This is a genomic window from Dolichospermum heterosporum TAC447, assembly GCF_024584745.1.
Classification (GTDB): Bacteria; Cyanobacteriota; Cyanobacteriia; order Cyanobacteriales; family Nostocaceae; genus Dolichospermum; species Dolichospermum heterosporum.
Map to the genome: position 1 here is coordinate 877732 of NZ_CP099464.1, position 16702 is coordinate 894433.

The window sequence follows — 16702 nt, forward strand, 5'->3', positions numbered from 1 at the left end:
GGAACAAACATGAAATTTAAATCTCTATCTTGAATTCTGCCATTACTTGTTAGTAGTGCTGACACTGGTGTGCCTGTAAGTATATTTTATTTTGGAGACATCCTGATAGCGTAGCGTGGCGTTAGTCATTTCTGACAATTTCCCTATAAATTTACTTAAGAGTTAGCAAAATGCGAAAAACTAATAATATCCGTATTGTTCATTTGTCTAAATATTATCCTCCAGATAGAGGGGGTATGGAAACTCATATTCAAACTCTAGCCAGAACTCAAGCTGCTGTGGGTGCAGAAGTTCATGTAATTTGTGTCAATGGATTTGATGAACAAGGACATTTAGCGACTAAAACCAGAACTGGTTATGAAATGGATAGAAATGTTCACATTACCCGGCTTGGTCGGCTTTTATCAGTAGCTAGATTTGATATTTGTTCAGGAATGTGCCAAGAAATTAATAAATTTGTTAACAAACCAAATACTATTTTTCATCTCCATACACCTAATCCAACTATGCTCATGGCTTTAACCATGTTGAATAGGAAAATACCTTTAGTAATTACCCACCATAGTGATGTCATTAAACAAAAAATCCTAAAATATGCCTTGCGTCCCTTTGAACATATCATTTATAGTCAAAGTTCACAAATATTAACTACCAGTTTTCAGTATATTCAAGGCTCAAAATTTCTGCGATTTTATTCTCATAAATTAAACGTGATCCCACTAGGTTTAGATATTGAAATCTATAGAGAACCGAATCAAGAGGCACTGGCTTATAGTCGCAACCTCCGCGAAAAATATGGAGATACAATCTGGCTGGCTGTGGGTAGACTGGTCTATTACAAAGCCTTGCATATAGCTATTCAGGCTCTCCCAAGAGTACAGGGAAAGCTTGTTGTTATTGGAGTTGGATCTTTAGAATCAAAGTTAAGAGCATTAGCTCGAAAATTAGGAGTGGAAAACCGTATTGTTTGGTTAGGTCACGTCAGTGAAGATCAACTTGTAGGAGCTTATCATGCTGCTACCGCTCTTTGGTTTCCTTCTAATGTCCGCAGCGAGGGATTTGGCTTAGTTCAGGTAGAAGCAATGGCTAGTGGTTGTCCGGTGATTAATGCCAATATTCCTTGTAGTGGAGTCCCTTGGGTTAGTCGTCATGAACAGGAAGGTTTAACAGTACCCATTAATAACTCGAAAGCTTTAGCTGAAGCGGCCAATCGTCTCCTGCGTCAGCCAGGATTACGTGATAGACTCGTTAAAGCTAGTCAAGACCGGGCTGAATATTTTAATCATATTTCTATGGGTGAACGTAGTTTGAATATATATGACAAAATTTTGAGTTCAGAATTGAATTACACTACATTACAATCACCCGTGAATTTACTATGAAAATCCTCCATATTTACTCAGGCAATCTCTTTGGGGGGATTGAAACTCTATTGGTGACTTTAGCCAAATACCAAGATTTATGTCAGGAAATGCAGCCTCAGTTTGCTTTGTGTTTTCAAGGTAGATTAGCTGACGAACTACAAAATTTAGGAGCGAAAGTACATCAATTAGGAAACGTTAAAATTAGTTATCCTTGGACTGTATGGAAAGCAAGAAATCAACTCCAGCAAATTCTCAAACAAGAACAATTTGATGTGGTGATTTGTCATGCTTGCTGGGTACAAGGAATTTTTGGCTCAGTTGTCAAGGCTAATCACATACCCCTGATTTTTTGGTGTCATGATACAGTGAATGGCAACCAAGTTTTAGAACAGTTAGCAAAGTTAGTTGTTCCAGATTTAGTGATTGCTAATAGTCGTTACACCCAAGGGACTGTAACAAAACTTTATCGAACTCACTGTGAAACTGTTTATCTGCCTGTAGCTCCAGCAAATATTGTTAATCATGCTTCAATTCGCCAATCTGTCAGAACTCAACTCAATACCCCTGATGATACCGTAGTTATTATCCAAGTATCTCGTTTGGAACGCTGGAAAGGTCAAAGTCTGTTAATCTCGGCTTTAGAACAATTGCGGGAAGTACCAGGGTGGGTATGTTGGATAGCTGGGGGAGTGCAACGTCCCCATGAAGCAGAATATCTTCAAGAATTGGAAACTCAAGTAAAAAAACTGGGTATTAGTGAACAGGTTCGCTTTTTGGGACAACGTGCTGATGTACCATACTTGTTAGCATCTGCGGATATTCATTGTCAGTCCAATAGTGGTTCTGAACCTTTCGGGATTGCTTTTATAGAAGCCCTTTATGCAGGTTTACCAGTGGTGACAACAGCTATGGGAGGAGCAATGGAAATTGTTGATGATTCCTGTGGGCGCTTGGTTGCTCCTAATGATATTAATGCCTTAAGCGATGTTTTAGGTGGATTGATTGCCAATCCTAGTGAAAGAGCAACTTTAGCATCTGGTGGTAAGTCCAGGGCTGAGTATCTGTGTAATCCCCAAAGGCAATTAAATCAGCTTTACAGGTTACTTTCTCAAGTTGTCAAACAGGAGGTTGCAGCATGAGTGTGTCTGATGTCGGCAATGTTGAAAATAGGGCTAAACAAAGCCTTGGTGCTAGTGGCGACCATATCTATCAAATGGTAGCGAGAATAATAGCACAAAGACATTCTCAAGGTGGTGTATTGGTAGATGTGGGTTGTGGTCAGGGCAAACTCTATTCATTGGTAAATAATGGCTTTAACCGTTATCTTGGTGTAGATGCTGTTCGCTATGATGATTTACCGACACAGATAGAATTTATTCCTTTTGATTTAGATATTGGCAAAGTACCTTTACCAGAACAAGTGGCTGATGTAGTCTGTGCAGTGGAGGTTATTGAACACTTAGAAAATCCACGAGCTTTGATGCGAGAATTGGTTAGGTTAACTAAACCAGGTGGATTGGTAATTGTGACTACACCTAATAATTTAAGCCTGTTGAGCAAGTTAACGTTAATTCTCAAAAATCAGTTTAACGCCTTTCAAGAAGCACCTGGTCTTTATCCCGCCCATATAACTGCATTATTGGAAATTGACTTAATTAGAATATTTACAGAGTGCGGTTTGACTAATATTAACATAGATTATAGTTATTGTGGACGGATACCTTTTACACCTTGGCACTGGCCGAAAAGTTTAGGTTTTCGGGGTCGGGCATTTAGTGACAATATTCTTTGTGTGGGTCAGAAACTCAAATAAGGGACTATCTTATGATTTTAGACAAAATTTTCAAACCAGAATACTTCTATCAACCAAAAATTGCTTTACAAAGGATACTCCCTTTTAGACCAACATCAGCCGCTGAATTTGTGGATAAGAGACTTCCTTGGGGTATGCAAATTAGAGTGCGTCCACAGGAAGAACATGGAAAAATTTTGACCACACTAGGAATAGTTGATTTAGCGGTTACAGAAACACTCTGGCGGTTAACTAAACCAGGTGAATTAGTAATAGATGTTGGTGCAAATATTGGCTATATGACATCAGTTTTAGCTGCTCGTGTTAGTTCTATTTCTGGCGGTTGTGTTTGGGCATTTGAAGCTCATCCAGAAATATTTTCAGAATTAAAACATAATGTTAATCAATGGCAAGAGCAGTTAAAAAGAAATGTCCAGTTTTGTATTAAAAATGTTGCTATTTCTGAACAGGAAGGAAAAGTACAACTTCAGATTCCTGATTCTTTTACGACTAATCGAGGTTTAGCTTCTGTTGTTACTACTGATGAAGTTACAGATAAATCTATAATTTTAGAATCATGCTCTTTGGATAGTTTGTTTCCAGAAACAGAACAAATAGGAGTCATGAAACTTGATGTCGAAGGTCATGAACTACAGGTACTAAAAGGAGCAAAAAAATTACTACAACAACAAAGAATACGAGACTGTGTTTTTGAAGAGCATAATGAATATCCTACACCTATTACTACATTGTTTGAATCAATGGGATATAGGGTTTTTAGGATTCACCGTAATTTTGCAAAACCTGTTATCTTACCTCCTAACTCTGAACTTGCACGGACTAATTGGCAGCCTACAAGTTTTCTAGCTACGAAAAATCCTGAGCGAGTAATTAGTTATTTTCAGAAACCTGGATGGCAAGTATTAATAAAAAATAAATAACAAATTAAATTATTTAGGTAAATTGAGTGATTAGCCAAACAGAACATAACTTATCAAATTCTTCTATCTGGAAGAAACTCAACTGGACATGGGCGCACAGCTTCATCCTCCTACAGTTTACTCTTCAACTATTACTATTGATTCCCCAAGTCGGTCTTCTTCGTGTACCCATACGGGGCGCTTCCTTTGCACTGAGTCTATTTTTATTAGTAAGGTTGAAGCCAGAAGGAAACAAACATCCTGCCACTAACCCAGCATTGATAGTCATGGCCATCTTGGTGTTAGAGTTGAGTTTACATCCCCAAATTAATTCTATAACGGCTGGGCTGGCTCAATGTGCTATGTATCTTGCTATTCTCAGTCCTTTATTTTGGGTGAGAGGTTTAAAAATTACACAGGTTGGGTTCAATAGTTTAATGTTTTTGATGTGGGGAATTCACACTCTTAGTTCATGTTTTGGTGTGTTGCAAGTCTATTTTCCTGGCAAATTTCAGCCATCTCTTTCCACAGTTATTCAGAATAGTATCTATGGTGGAGATAACTTGTTAATTACTTTAACTAATGGCATACAAGTGTATAGGCCAATGGGGTTGACTGACTCACCTGGAGGGGCAGCAAATGCTGGTTTTTATGCTTTACTGTTTGGTGTTGTTATTGCCATCAAATACAAAAATCCAATTTTACGACTTACTGGCATAGCTAGTGGTGGTATTGGATTGTTTTGCATTTATTTATCCCAAGTGCGCTCTATTTTGGCCTTATCTGCCATATCTATGGTTTTCTTAGCGTTAGTCTTAATCAGGACAGCCCAAATTGCCCGTTTGACAATGATGGTTTCCAGTGTGACAGCTTTGTTTATAGCAACGTTTTCCTGGGCAGTAGCAATTGGAGGTCAGTCTACCCTCAACCGGATAACTAGCTTATTTGCTGGTTCTGCTCACCAAGTATACCAGGAAAATAGGGGACATTTTTTGCAGGATACTATTAACAACTTACTACCTAAATATCCTTTGGGGGCTGGTTTAGGGCGTTGGGGAATGATGAATAACTATTTTGGTGATAACACCTATCTGGAGTCCCAACCTATTTGGGTAGAAATCCAGTGGACAGGGTGGCTATTAGATGGAGGTGTACCACTGATACTTGCTTATGTTGCTGCTCTTTATTTGGCTGGCATTACTGCTTGGAAAATTGCTATTAATCGTAAATTAGGTGACTTTGCGCTGTGGGGTGGATTGGTTTTTGCTTACAATCTTGGTGCTATAGCCATTACCTTTAATTATCCCATATTTAATAGTCAAGGGGGTATGGAATTATGGTTATTGAATGGCGCACTATTTGTAGTTGCTAACAATACTAAAAATGACAATCTTTCAACAACCTAGTAGTTATGAAATTTTATTTACTCGTAGTAGCGGATTTTGTCAAAACTGGTGGCATGGATAGAGCTAATTTTGCTTTGGCGAACTATTTGGCAAAACAAGGAGAAAAAGTATATCTAGTAGGCTATCGAGTAGCAGATGAATTATTGGCTTACCCTCATGTTCAATTTCATCCTGTGCCAAAATTAGCTAATTCTGATTTATTGAGTAGCCCCTTACTGAATTGGATAGGACGTTTACAAGCACAGCGTCTGATGCGGGAGAATGCTAGAGTTATAGTCAATGGAGGTAATTGTCAATGGGGAGATGTTAACTGGGTACATTATGTTCATGCAGCTTATGAATCTGACTCTCAAGTGAATTTATTGCGTCAATTAAAGGGGAAGATTTCCCATCGGATGTTTTTAGATGATGAAAAAAAGGCATTGACATCTGCACGGGTAATTATTGTGAATTCAAACCGCACTAAACGAGATTTAATGGAGAAGTTGGCGATTCCTGAACAAAAACTGCACGTAGTTTATTATGGTATAGATACCCAAATCTTTTATCCAGCGATACCAACGGAACGGGCTATACTGCGTCAACAGTTAGGATGGTCGCCAGATAAGAACATTGTAGTATTTATTGGTGCTTTAGGCGATCGCCGGAAAGGATTTGATACTCTATTTACAGCTTGGCAAGAGTTATGTAAATCTTCTAATTGGGATGCTGATTTGGTGGTAGTGGGAGTTGGTGCGGAACTACCGTTATGGAAAAGTCGTGCTGCTGATGCTGGCATTTCTAACATTCATTTTCTCGGCTTTCGTCACGATGTCCCGAATTTGCTACGGGCTGCTGATTGTTTGGTTGCTCCGACTCGTTATGAGGCTTATGGTTTAGGAGTACATGAAGCTTTGTGTTGTGGTTTACCAGCAATAGTTAGTGCTGATGCTGGTGTTGCGGAACGCTATTCTCCACAGTTGCAAGATTTGTTACTTCCTAATCCTGATAATGTGATAGATTTAGTAGCAAGACTGCAAAAATGGCAGCAGGACAAACAATATTACAATAAGTTAGTATTGTCTCTTAGTCAGGAATTAAGAAATTACACTTGGGATGATATGGCAAAAAACATCTTGGCAGCGATGTAATACTGTAAGATTTCTGAACAATGTTAGTATTTAATAGGGAGATATAGCTTACCGAGTTTATAGGATACTAAATTATGTCTTATAGTGAATTTACGACACTCAGTAAAGTGCAAACTGCTTTTAACTTAGTTATTGAGGAGGATCGCAATTTATTTTCAAATACTGAAAGCGTAATGCCTTCGGATTATTTACAACAAACTATTCAAGAATATTTACCTCTAGCAACTGCGATCAATACAGAAAAGGCTCGTTCTGAATTTTTAATAGCGCCCATTCTAGCAGAATTACGTCGTCAAGCCAATTATCGAATTAGTTTGTTTTCTGGCACTGAGTTTAATGTTGATCAAGAAAAAGGTTTGTCGGGCTATTGTGACTATATTATTAGTTGCTCGAAAGAGCAGTATTTTATTCGTGTTCCAGTGTTAACAATTGTGGAAGCTAAAAATGAAAATATTAAAGGAGGTTTAGGTCAGTGTATAGCAGAAATGGTGGCGGCTCAAATATTTAATCAGCAAGAAGGACAAGTTCTACCTGAAATTTATGGCGTTGTTTCTACGGGAACAGTCTGGAAGTTTATAATTTTAAAAGAGAATATTGTTTCAATTGATTCTCAAGAGTATTATATTAATCAAGTTAATTTGATTTTAGCGATTATGCTCTTGCCAATAACATCATTTCTCTACTCAAATATTTAGAAACGCACGAGAAAAAACTTAATTGGCTCCAACAAATTTATTCTCGTAGATACAGTCCTTGTAAACTTTATTCTTGCCTATCAATTATAATTGAATTGTCGTATCGCTTTTTAATTGTGGCGGGGTTTCCCGCAATTAACAGACGACAGCTTTCGGCAGCGAAACTTTTGTTGACCACACTTCCTGCACCAATTACCGCTCTATCGGGAATACTACAACCAATCAATGTTGATCTTGCTCCGATATAAGCTTCTTTGCCAATAGAAACATCCATTGGCACAAGAGCAGGAATATCCTGAGGATAGGTTAAACTATGACTCCAAACCTGTGTATTTCGCCCTGCAATCGTCGTGTGGCTACCAATCGTTACAGTCCCAGCAACATCTATAAAATGGTGACTCATAACCAGAACTCCTTCCCCTAAAGTCAGGTCATTTTTCCATTTTTCATCTGAGCTATTGTTGCCGAAAAATTCATTGAAATTGGCGATATAGGAATTACTTCCGACTTGAAAATGCTTCAGTCCACGAATAATATTGAAATGTCTAATCCGTATATTATCACCCATAAAAACTTGATCACAATCAATATAGCTAAAACCAATCTTCACCTGTTTACCGATTTCCCAGCCCATTACTTGTCTGTAAATAAAAAGCTTTAATAGATGCGGCAGCATAACCGCCAGAAACAACAATATCTTACGCATTATTCCGAATCCCTCAAATATTTAGAATCGTACCGGATCTATCTCCAAATCTTTTATCCAGCGATCCCCACAGAATAGGCTATACTTCGTCAATAGTTAGGTTGCCTTATAAAAGAATTGTAACATTTATTGGTGCTTTAGGCGATCAACTGAAAGGATTTGATACACTGTTTACAGCATGGCAACAGTTATGTAAATCCTCCGATTGGAATGCTAATTTAGTAGTAATTGGTGTTGGTGCAGAACTACCGTTATGGAAAAACCGTACATAAATTTTCTCGGTTTTCGTGCTGATGTGCCGAATTTGTTACGGGCTGCTGATTGCTTGGTCGCTCCGACTCGTTATGAGGCTTATGATTTGGGGGTGCATGAAGTGTTGTGGTTTACCAGCAATAGTCAGTGCTGATGCTGGAGTGGACGAACGATAAGTAGTGAGACAGAATTAATTACACAATGTCATTGCGTTAGCACAGCGTGGCGTTAGCCATAGGGAACAAAGTGAAATGAAGCAATTCCAAGGGTTGTGATTGCTTCCCTTCGCTCGCAATGACTGTAAATATTTTTGTCCAATTACTTATCCATCCGAGTTGCAAGATTTGTTACTTCCTAATTCTGATGATGCTGATGATTTGGCAGCAAAACTGCAAAAATGGCGGAAGGATAAACAATATTACAATAAGTTAGTATTTTCTATTAGTGAGGAATTACGGGATTATACTTGGGATTATATAGTAAAAAGTATCTTAGATAAGATGGAGTAACATTTTTTAAAAGATGAAATCCTTACGAATTATTTTAGTAATAAATTCACCACCGTTACCTTATGGTAATGCGGATGCTAGATGGTATTATGTGTTATTGAAAGAACTGGTTAGCAGAAGTCATTATGTGACTGCTTTTGTAACTTGTCGGGAATTGCAAGATATATCTAAAGTTCAAAATCTTTTTCCTCCCCCGGAGTATGACTTACGTTGCTATCTTATTCCTCAGCAAAAAAAGGGATTAATAGATAAAATAAAAACTATTCAGCAACCTTATTCATATATATTTAGTCAACAATTACGTCAAGATTTAGCTACTGAACTTGCTAAACCTTACGATATTTTACATCTTGAACAGCTTTGGAGTGGTTGGCTAGGACTTGAATATAAGGAACGGTCTCTAATCAATATCCACTACCTATATTCCTTAGATGGAACTTTTGAGAATAACAAATCTCTAGAAATACTCTTTAGGAAATTCTTCACCCATCGGGCGGAACAGAAATTATTGAAGGCTTTCCCAAAAATAATTACCTTATCAGAACGTCTTAGCAAACATATTCAAACAATTAATCCCCAAGCTCAGATTTATACAGTTCCATTGGGAATAGATTTTTCACTTTATCCATTTGCGGAACAAAAGCAAGTTAATCCTCAACCAATAGTCGGGCTAATTGGTAGCTTTAATTGGACACCATCCTATTCTGCGGCTGTGAGACTCCTGACTAAACTATGGCCAGAAATAAAATGTCGTGTTCCTAATGCTAAATTGCAAATTGTGGGACGTTCTGCTCAAGATGCACTAGCAGAATTTACGGATATAGAAGATTTGGAAATCTATCAAGATGTACCAGATACTTTACCCTATTTTGCTAATATGGATGTTATGCTATATACACCTATTTCTGGAAGTGGCATGAAAGTGAAAGTGATGGAGGCTTTTGCTTTAGGTACACCTGTAGTAACAAATACTGATGGTGTGGAAGGTATGCCGGCGGTAGATGGAATTCACGCTGGGATTTGTGAGGATGATCAAGGTTTGATTGACCGAACTGTGAAATTATTAAATAATCCAAATATACGACAAGAAAGGAGGGTAAAAGCTAGGGAACTATTGGAAATTTATTGTAGTCCACAGGTAACTGTAGATCAGATTGAACGAATTTATCAAAAATCGCGGTAAGTAATTGGACAAAAATATTTAGGAACGCAAATTTAATAACCTGCAATTCTGATTTAATGTGGAATGGTGCGTTACGCTGTCGCTAACACACCCTACTTTTGCACTTTATTTAATTCACATTCCTTACAGTCATTGCGAGCGAAGGGAAGCAATCACAACCCTTGGAATTGCTTCATTTCACTTCGTCCCATATGACTAACGCTACGTTGCGCTAACGCAATAACATTGTGTAATCAATTCTGTCTCACTACTTAATATCTTTTCTACAGGGTAATGTTGCTCATTGAAGCAATAATCTCCGTCATTCTATAGGGTAGGGAGTGTCCAGAGATAATAATTGATTAGATTTTTAATTAATTGATGTGATGTAAATTAGTAGGATTAAAAATATGAATAAAATTATAGTTTTAAATAATTATTCTTTACACGATGAAACTTTATATGTTCAAAATAAACAAAAACCTGATCATCTTCTCTATGGCATAAATTACTTTCATAAAAGAGATTTTCAAGTTGAAATAATTCCTTTTGAGAAATGTAAATTACTTGTTAATGCTCAAAAATTTTATATAAAAAATAAAGGTTTTATCCCAATTGGCGATTTAGATCAGCAATGGTCATCACTAAAAAGCCTAAATGATGCTGATTTAATTTATGCTCCCTGCCAAACACAAACACATATTCTTAATTACTTTAGAGCTTTAGGCTTACTTAAAATTCCGATAGTTTGTTTAGCACATCATCCATTAAATAGAGGTAACCTTGCTAAATTTCGTCAACCATTAATCAAGTTATTGGTTGCAGGGACTGACGCTTTTCCTAGTTTAAGTCAAAAAGTTGCCCATGATATTAATAAAATATCAAGTGAAGAAAACAAGTCTTTTCCTGTTTGTTGGGGTCCAGATATTGATTTTTATCCATCTATTCCAGTCAAAGGTCAAGGAGTAATTGCTGCTGGTATGACTGGTAGAGACTTTAATACTTTAGGTATAGCAGCATCTCAAACAAATATTCAGACAAAAATTATCTGCTTAGAAGGTCTATCTTCTAATAATTTAGCTAACTTTGGTCAAAATGTTGAAATAATCATTCAATCCACGAAAGATTACATGAAATATGATAAGTTACTAGAAATTTATGCAAATGCACAAGTATTAGCAATACCTTTATCAACAACTACAACATTGTGTGGTTTGACTAGCTTAATGGATGCGTTAGGTCTGGGTAAACCAGTAATTATGACGAAGCATCCTTTAATTGATTTAGATATTGAAGCAGAAGGAATTGGTAAGTGGGTTGAACCAGGAGATATTAATGGTTGGAAAGAGGCAATCCAGTTTTTTGAAGATAATGAAGATGAAGCCTTTGCAATGGGGCAAAGGGCTAAAAATTTAGTCATGAATGGTAGAAATTCAGTATCTTTTGCAAATCAAATTATGGATATTTTTGAAAAAGCTATGATGAATAGCTAGATATTACTAGAGTATTTACCTGGTAATCTGGTAAGTAATTGGACAAAAATATTTACAGTCATTGCGAGGGAAGGGAAGCAATCACAACCCTTGCGATTGCTTCATTTCACTTCGTTCCATTTGCAATGACATTGTGTAACTAATTCTGTCTCACTACTTAATTTTACCATGGTTGCATCAATGGCTAATAAAATTTGGAAATATCAATCCATTATTTAAACCAGTTTTATTATGAAAATTGCTTTTAACGCCCGACTCTTAAATTCTCCCACCCTCAGAGGCTGGAATCGCTATACTATCAATCTTTTGGTAGAATTGTCCTCATTAGGTATAGAACTTTTTTTATACTCTGATCGTCCATTACATGAAAGCCATTTGGCAAAATTACCAAAAGATAGTTATCAAGTCCGTATTTCTCCCCCTATGCGCTATATTTTATGGGAGCAATATTGGTTACCAAAACAATGTGAACAAGATCAAGTAGATATTTTACATGGTCCCCTGAATTTTGGTTTACCTTGGTTTAGTCCCTGTCCTCGTATATTGACTTTACATGATGCCATAGATCAAATTTATTATTCCCAGAATATACCTTGGTATCAAAAATTAAATCTAGCTAATCTTCAAACCAGATTTTATCATTGGGTAGCGAGACATAGAGCAGATTATATTATTACGGTTAGTGAATATTCAAAACAAGATATTGTTAAATATTTACAAGTTCCTGAAAATAAGATTACAGTGATTTATGAAGCTGCTGATGCTAATTTTCATCAGGAAGTTATACCATCTCAACGTTTACAGATCAGAAGTAAATACAAGTTAGAACTTCCCTATATTTTCTATATTGGTGGTTGGGAAAAACGCAAAAATATTCCCTTTTTGCTCAAGGCTTTTGCAGAAGCTAACTTAGATGGTGTAGAATTGGTACTTGCTGGTGGTAAAGATGAACAACGTGATCCACTTTTAGAATTAGGAGAATCATTAGGAATTGCTAATCGTTTGCAGTTATTAGGGTGGGTGGATGATGAGGACTTACCAGGGCTTTATGCTGAGGCTATTTGTTTTGTGTATCCCAGTGAATATGAGGGTTTTGGGTTACAATTATGTGAAGCGATGGCCGTTGGTTGTCCAGTTTTGGCAGCGAGAAGCACTTGCTTACCAGAGATTTTAGGTGATGGGGGTGAAACTTTTTCTATTTCTGAAACTACAGAATTAGCTAATTTGTTACAGCATATAGAAAGGGATAAATCTAATTATCATGATTTAGTAAATAAAGCTAAAAAACGCAGTTTGGAATTTAATTGGCAAATCACGTCTCGACAAACTGAAGAGATATATAAAGAAATAGCAAAAAATATTTAGCATTAAAATCCAGTTTCCAATTAAGTGGAAGAATTTGGATAATAATATAAATATGCAGAGAATTGCCAATCTAATTAACATTTTGTACATAAATAGGAACAAATATATGCTTGAATATGTGGGAATGAAAATTTTAGATACATGGGGTAAAATTGGTATTGCTCCAGGCTGGCACTACCAGACTATTGAAAACTTTTCTTTGATGTTAAAAACCCCTTTTTACGTAACAGGTATTTTGCCAAATGGCTGTTTTATATCTTGCAATTTAAAAGATCACGTTCAAAGCCAAATTTATTTTTTAGGTGTGTATGAGCCAATAGAATCTTATTTATTTACTAAAATGCTTAAGCCAGGTATGACAGTAATTGATGCTGGGGCAAATGTGGGACAATATAGCTTACTGGCTTCCAATTTAGTAGGTGCTAATGGCAGTGTTCATAGTTTTGAGCCAGTACCAAAAACATTTGCTATTTTAAATAACAATGTAGTAAATAATAAGATTTCCAATATATATCTTAATCAAGCTGCTTTATGGAATGAGTCCAAGAGGATTAAACTCAGTTTAGACAAACAAATGAGTGATAATATTGGTTCTTATACTATGGGTATAAATGATTCTTTTACTGAAGAAGTTGAATCAATATCAATTAGTTTAGATGAATATGTGGCTAGTAAATCAATAAAAAAAGTTGATTTAATAAAAATGGATATTGAAGGTGCAGAATTTTGCGCTTTGTTAGGTATGAAAGGTATGATTGAGCGAGATTACCCAATTATTTTAGCAGAAATTAATCGTATTGCTTTGCAGAAACTAGGATATAATCCTGAAGAGATTTGGGTATTGCTAACTAATAAATTTGGTTACAATGGGTATTTAATTGATAATGGTTGTTTTCAGGAATTAAGCGATGTTTCTCAAATCAACCAAAAAATATTGTCTTTATCCATCGATCTGTAAATCATAACTTCATCAAAGAAAACTGGGATTATAAAGCTGTGCTTCGTTGGGCTAGAAGAGGTAAAAAATAATTTTTATGATATTTAGTTTAATTTATAGAGCCTTATATACAGCAGATTTCATGTGAATGAGGCTTCCGTGAGCTTCAACCGAAGGGTACAAAACTCAAGAATAAAATCTTGTAGGAAGAGACTTCTAACCTTGTTTCCTGTTCCTGTTCCCTATTGTATTAATTGGCTTACCTAGTTGCATCTAGGGACTTCCAAGAAATAAATTATCCCAATAAACGAACCACAGAGGCACAGAGAACACAGAGAGAGACTTTTTGCGTCAGTTTTGGGACATTTTTTTATTTGGAAGTCTCCTAAACCTTTATCTGGGAAAGACAGGACTGATAAACTGAGAATTGAGCAATCAATTATCGTATCCGCTCAATAAATGGGGGCGGACTACCTGTTCGGGAACGATTTTACGCCATTTGAGGCTTGTCATAGAAGGATTTACCCCGGATTATTTATCTAAGTTTTTAGATCAAGCTTTTCTGTCACTCTTCTTAATTGATTTAATACAAGCAAAATGCAACGAACTGGACGCTCAGTAGTTAACTATGCCTCTGGACTTATGTTACAAGTAATTATGCTGGGCATAAGTGTAATTAGTACACCTCTACTACTACATTGGCTAGGTGATGAACGCTATGGAGCATTTCGCGCTGCTAGTGATTGGGGAAACTATCTCAATCTCCTAGAATTGGGTATTGGTGGCTCCTTGATGGCACTGTTAGCCAAAGCCGTAGGTATTGGGGAATCTGGACAAATCCGCCTCACACTAGCTACAGGCATCCGAGCCTATCTACAAATCATGATAGCAATGGTACTGGCAGGAATCGGATTAGGCTTTTTTATTACTCAGCTTGTACCAGTTGCAGATTCTTTAGTTAATGAACTGCAAACAGGTTATTGGTTGGCATTTGTCGGTATATTTTTATTACCATTAGCCCCCTTCCGTTTGTTAGCAGATGCGAGTCAACGCAGCTATTTTGCCAATTTTTTTCTCATGTTCCAAAGCCTGATTATTACAGGTTTGTCCCTATTACTGGCATGGCGAGGATTTGGTATTACTGGACAATATCTAGCTGTATTGATTGGTGGTATTTGTTTTCAAGTTTTGATGTCCTGGGATGGCTTACGACGCTATCCAGATGTGTTTTTAGCTGTGGGCGATCGCCAATCCCAAATTCCCATAGAGAAAGAACTTTGGCGACTAAACTGGTCTACATTCATCCTCAATCTTTCAGGTCGTTTAGGTTTATTTACAGATAATATTATTATTTCCTATAGTCTGAGTCCCGCTACAGTTGTACCGTTTTTTGTGACTCAACGTTTGCTGGTAATAGCACAAATACAAATACAAGGGATTGGAAATGCTACTTGGGCGGCTCTTGCTGATCTATATGCTAAAGGAGAAACAGAAAAGTTCAATGCTCGGCTGATTGAACTAACGCGATTAGTAGCTGTAATGGGAGTAACTTTGATGGTAGCGATCGCAGCTTATAATCATTTTTTTATTAGATTATGGGTGGGAGAAAATCGCTTTGCAGGTGATGGTGTCACTTTACTAGCTGCTTATAACGGATTATTACTAGGGCTTTTATCGCTTTGGGGGTGGTGTTTTAGTGGTACTGGCAACCAACCTAAATTAGTTCGCCCTACTGCACTTTCCGCTGGAATTAATTTTCTAGCCAGCATTCTCTGTACTCACTTTTTTGGCATTATTGGACCATTATTAGGTACTTTTATTGCCTTGACAACCGTTAGTTTATGGCAGTTACCCCTATTAATGCGGGAAGTTTTTGGTACATCTGTAAAACAACTGTTTTTAGCCGTTGCTCAACCCCTAGTAGTGGGCATACCTTATGGTTTAGCAGTTTGGTACATTGCCAAAAGTCATACACCTTGGGGATGGATAGGCCTATGTACAGAAATGAGTTTGGCTGCTATTATTTACCTCCTTATAGCTTGGTTACTGCTATTTAACGAGTATGAGCGCAAACAGTGGAGCGATCGCTTGAAAATGCTATTGTCAATAACCCAGTTTTTCTAGTTGGCGTTGTGCTGCTGCTCAAAATGTTTCTGGTTGTTGACAAGCCTTGATTACCACGATGCGCGATTCCTACGGAGCGCTTCACTATTGCTTAACCCAACCCACTTATATACTTATACCATAAATAATAACCAATACAAACAAAAAAACCCCCAAAGAGGGGGACTGTAGGTTATTCGAGTGGAGTGAACAACTAAGTAATAAATACCTAGAGTAAATAGAGTAATCCGAACAAAATAATCCAAATTACGTCTACAAAGTGCCAGTAAATTTCCGCTGCTTCAATGCCGAAGCGGTTTTCATTGCTGTAGTGTCCGGGAGTACGCGATCGCCACAAAACTGCTAAAATCGCTAAAACACCGATGGTAACGTGCAAGCCGTGAAAGCCAGTCAAAACATAAAACGTACTAGCGAATAAATTGGTAGTCAGACCAAACTCCAAATGAGTATATTCATAAACCTGACCTGCCAGAAAAATCGCCCCCATAGCTGCGGTAATTGCCAACCAAAGCCGCATTCCTTTCGTATCATTCTTTTTAATAGCCGTATCAGCATTGTGCATCACAAAACTACTAGCTATCAAAATAGAAGTATTTACAGTTGGTAACAACAATTCTAAATCTGGAGTTCCTGTCGGTGGCCAGACAGGAATAGTTGAACGGTAAGTTAGGTATGCACCAAACAAACCCATAAAAATCATGCCCTCAGCCACCAAAAACATAAATAGACCAGTTAAACGATGATCTGGATGTTCCTCATGATGAGAAACTTCCGCATGGTGACTTAATTCAGTTTTTGCCGTGTCAATAATTTGACCTTGCATAAATTGGTAATTGGTAATAGGTAA

At 37.1% G+C, this 16702-nt stretch carries 17 protein-coding genes; 15 read left to right on the forward strand and 2 right to left on the reverse strand.

Annotated elements, in window-relative coordinates:
* Positions 1-170: 170 nt before the first annotated feature.
* From NG743_RS03915 to NG743_RS03945, 7 genes are all read left to right on the forward strand, one after another.
* On the forward strand, positions 171-1382 hold the full coding sequence (locus NG743_RS03915; protein WP_257121551.1) for a glycosyltransferase: 1212 nt from the start codon (positions 171-173) through the stop codon (positions 1380-1382).
* A complete protein-coding gene (locus NG743_RS03920; RefSeq protein ID WP_257121552.1) occupies positions 1379-2503 on the forward strand; it encodes a glycosyltransferase in 1125 nt (374 codons plus the stop codon). The genes NG743_RS03915 and NG743_RS03920 overlap by 4 nt, the downstream gene beginning before the upstream one ends.
* Complete coding sequence (locus tag NG743_RS03925) at positions 2500-3177, forward strand: class I SAM-dependent methyltransferase (RefSeq protein ID WP_027404761.1); 678 nt, start codon at positions 2500-2502, stop codon at positions 3175-3177. Before NG743_RS03920 ends, NG743_RS03925 begins: the two co-directional genes overlap by 4 nt.
* A gap of 11 nt (positions 3178-3188) precedes the next feature.
* Positions 3189-4097 (forward strand): FkbM family methyltransferase, encoded by a 909-nt coding sequence (locus tag NG743_RS03930; protein WP_193962855.1) that lies wholly within the window; start codon positions 3189-3191, stop codon positions 4095-4097.
* A gap of 26 nt (positions 4098-4123) precedes the next feature.
* The gene (locus NG743_RS03935; protein ID WP_035083362.1) at positions 4124-5482 is read left to right on the forward strand and encodes a hypothetical protein; all 1359 of its coding nucleotides are present in this window, start codon (positions 4124-4126) and stop codon (positions 5480-5482) included.
* Between the two features lie 5 nt (positions 5483-5487).
* Positions 5488-6612 (forward strand): glycosyltransferase family 4 protein, encoded by a 1125-nt coding sequence (locus tag NG743_RS03940; protein ID WP_257121553.1) that lies wholly within the window; start codon positions 5488-5490, stop codon positions 6610-6612.
* A gap of 74 nt (positions 6613-6686) precedes the next feature.
* Complete coding sequence (locus NG743_RS03945; RefSeq protein WP_257121554.1) at positions 6687-7307, forward strand: hypothetical protein; 621 nt, start codon at positions 6687-6689, stop codon at positions 7305-7307.
* Between the two features lie 67 nt (positions 7308-7374).
* Here NG743_RS03945 and NG743_RS03950 read toward each other — a convergent pair whose 3' ends face one another.
* A complete protein-coding gene (locus tag NG743_RS03950; RefSeq protein WP_027404757.1) occupies positions 7375-8013 on the reverse strand; it encodes an acyltransferase in 639 nt (212 codons plus the stop codon).
* 101 nt (positions 8014-8114) lie between these two features.
* On the opposite strand from NG743_RS03950, the gene NG743_RS03955 reads away from it, so the two are divergent.
* From NG743_RS03955 to NG743_RS03990, 8 genes are all read left to right on the forward strand, one after another.
* A complete protein-coding gene (locus NG743_RS03955; protein WP_228043800.1) occupies positions 8115-8285 on the forward strand; it encodes a glycosyltransferase family protein in 171 nt (56 codons plus the stop codon).
* Positions 8267-8419 carry a hypothetical protein gene (locus NG743_RS03960; RefSeq protein WP_228043801.1) on the forward strand — a complete coding sequence of 51 codons (153 nt, stop codon included), beginning with the start codon at positions 8267-8269 and terminating at the stop codon, positions 8417-8419. Before NG743_RS03955 ends, NG743_RS03960 begins: the two co-directional genes overlap by 19 nt.
* Before the next feature lie 181 nt (positions 8420-8600).
* On the forward strand, positions 8601-8774 hold the full coding sequence (locus NG743_RS03965) for a hypothetical protein (protein WP_257121555.1): 174 nt from the start codon (positions 8601-8603) through the stop codon (positions 8772-8774).
* A 13-nt stretch (positions 8775-8787) separates the two neighbouring features.
* Positions 8788-9957, forward strand: coding sequence for a glycosyltransferase family 4 protein (locus NG743_RS03970; protein ID WP_027404755.1), 1170 nt, complete (start codon positions 8788-8790; stop codon positions 9955-9957).
* Between the two features lie 389 nt (positions 9958-10346).
* Positions 10347-11429, forward strand: a complete 1083-nt coding sequence (locus tag NG743_RS03975) for a glycosyltransferase family protein (protein ID WP_257121556.1) — start codon at positions 10347-10349, stop codon at positions 11427-11429.
* A gap of 231 nt (positions 11430-11660) precedes the next feature.
* Positions 11661-12794, forward strand: a complete 1134-nt coding sequence (locus NG743_RS03980; RefSeq protein WP_257121557.1) for a glycosyltransferase family 4 protein — start codon at positions 11661-11663, stop codon at positions 12792-12794.
* Between the two features lie 106 nt (positions 12795-12900).
* On the forward strand, positions 12901-13752 hold the full coding sequence (locus NG743_RS03985) for an FkbM family methyltransferase (protein WP_257121558.1): 852 nt from the start codon (positions 12901-12903) through the stop codon (positions 13750-13752).
* Between the two features lie 576 nt (positions 13753-14328).
* Complete coding sequence (locus NG743_RS03990) at positions 14329-15855, forward strand: polysaccharide biosynthesis C-terminal domain-containing protein (RefSeq protein ID WP_257121559.1); 1527 nt, start codon at positions 14329-14331, stop codon at positions 15853-15855.
* A gap of 208 nt (positions 15856-16063) precedes the next feature.
* On the opposite strand, the gene NG743_RS03995 is transcribed toward NG743_RS03990, so the two are convergent.
* Complete coding sequence (locus NG743_RS03995) at positions 16064-16678, reverse strand: cytochrome c oxidase subunit 3 (RefSeq protein ID WP_027404751.1); 615 nt, start codon at positions 16676-16678, stop codon at positions 16064-16066.
* Positions 16679-16702: the final 24 nt, after the last annotated feature.

Excerpts from the sequence above, each read along its gene's own strand:
- NG743_RS03990 (WP_257121559.1), top strand. The coding sequence starts at position 14,329 with ATGCAACGAACTGGACGCTCAGTAGTTAACTATGCCTCTGGACTTATG.
- NG743_RS03970 (WP_027404755.1), top strand. The coding sequence starts at position 8,788 with ATGAAATCCTTACGAATTATTTTAGTAATAAATTCACCACCGTTACCT.
- NG743_RS03940 (WP_257121553.1), top strand. The coding sequence starts at position 5,488 with ATGAAATTTTATTTACTCGTAGTAGCGGATTTTGTCAAAACTGGTGGC.
- NG743_RS03925 (WP_027404761.1), top strand. The coding sequence starts at position 2,500 with ATGAGTGTGTCTGATGTCGGCAATGTTGAAAATAGGGCTAAACAAAGC.
- NG743_RS03960 (WP_228043801.1), top strand. The coding sequence starts at position 8,267 with ATGGAAAAACCGTACATAAATTTTCTCGGTTTTCGTGCTGATGTGCCG.
- NG743_RS03980 (WP_257121557.1), top strand. The coding sequence starts at position 11,661 with ATGAAAATTGCTTTTAACGCCCGACTCTTAAATTCTCCCACCCTCAGA.
- NG743_RS03975 (WP_257121556.1), top strand. The coding sequence starts at position 10,347 with ATGAATAAAATTATAGTTTTAAATAATTATTCTTTACACGATGAAACT.
- NG743_RS03920 (WP_257121552.1), top strand. The coding sequence starts at position 1,379 with ATGAAAATCCTCCATATTTACTCAGGCAATCTCTTTGGGGGGATTGAA.
- NG743_RS03950 (WP_027404757.1), bottom strand. The coding sequence starts at position 8,013 with ATGCGTAAGATATTGTTGTTTCTGGCGGTTATGCTGCCGCATCTATTA.
- NG743_RS03930 (WP_193962855.1), top strand. The coding sequence starts at position 3,189 with ATGATTTTAGACAAAATTTTCAAACCAGAATACTTCTATCAACCAAAA.
- NG743_RS03945 (WP_257121554.1), top strand. The coding sequence starts at position 6,687 with ATGTCTTATAGTGAATTTACGACACTCAGTAAAGTGCAAACTGCTTTT.
- NG743_RS03915 (WP_257121551.1), top strand. The coding sequence starts at position 171 with ATGCGAAAAACTAATAATATCCGTATTGTTCATTTGTCTAAATATTAT.
- NG743_RS03985 (WP_257121558.1), top strand. The coding sequence starts at position 12,901 with ATGCTTGAATATGTGGGAATGAAAATTTTAGATACATGGGGTAAAATT.
- NG743_RS03995 (WP_027404751.1), bottom strand. The coding sequence starts at position 16,678 with ATGCAAGGTCAAATTATTGACACGGCAAAAACTGAATTAAGTCACCAT.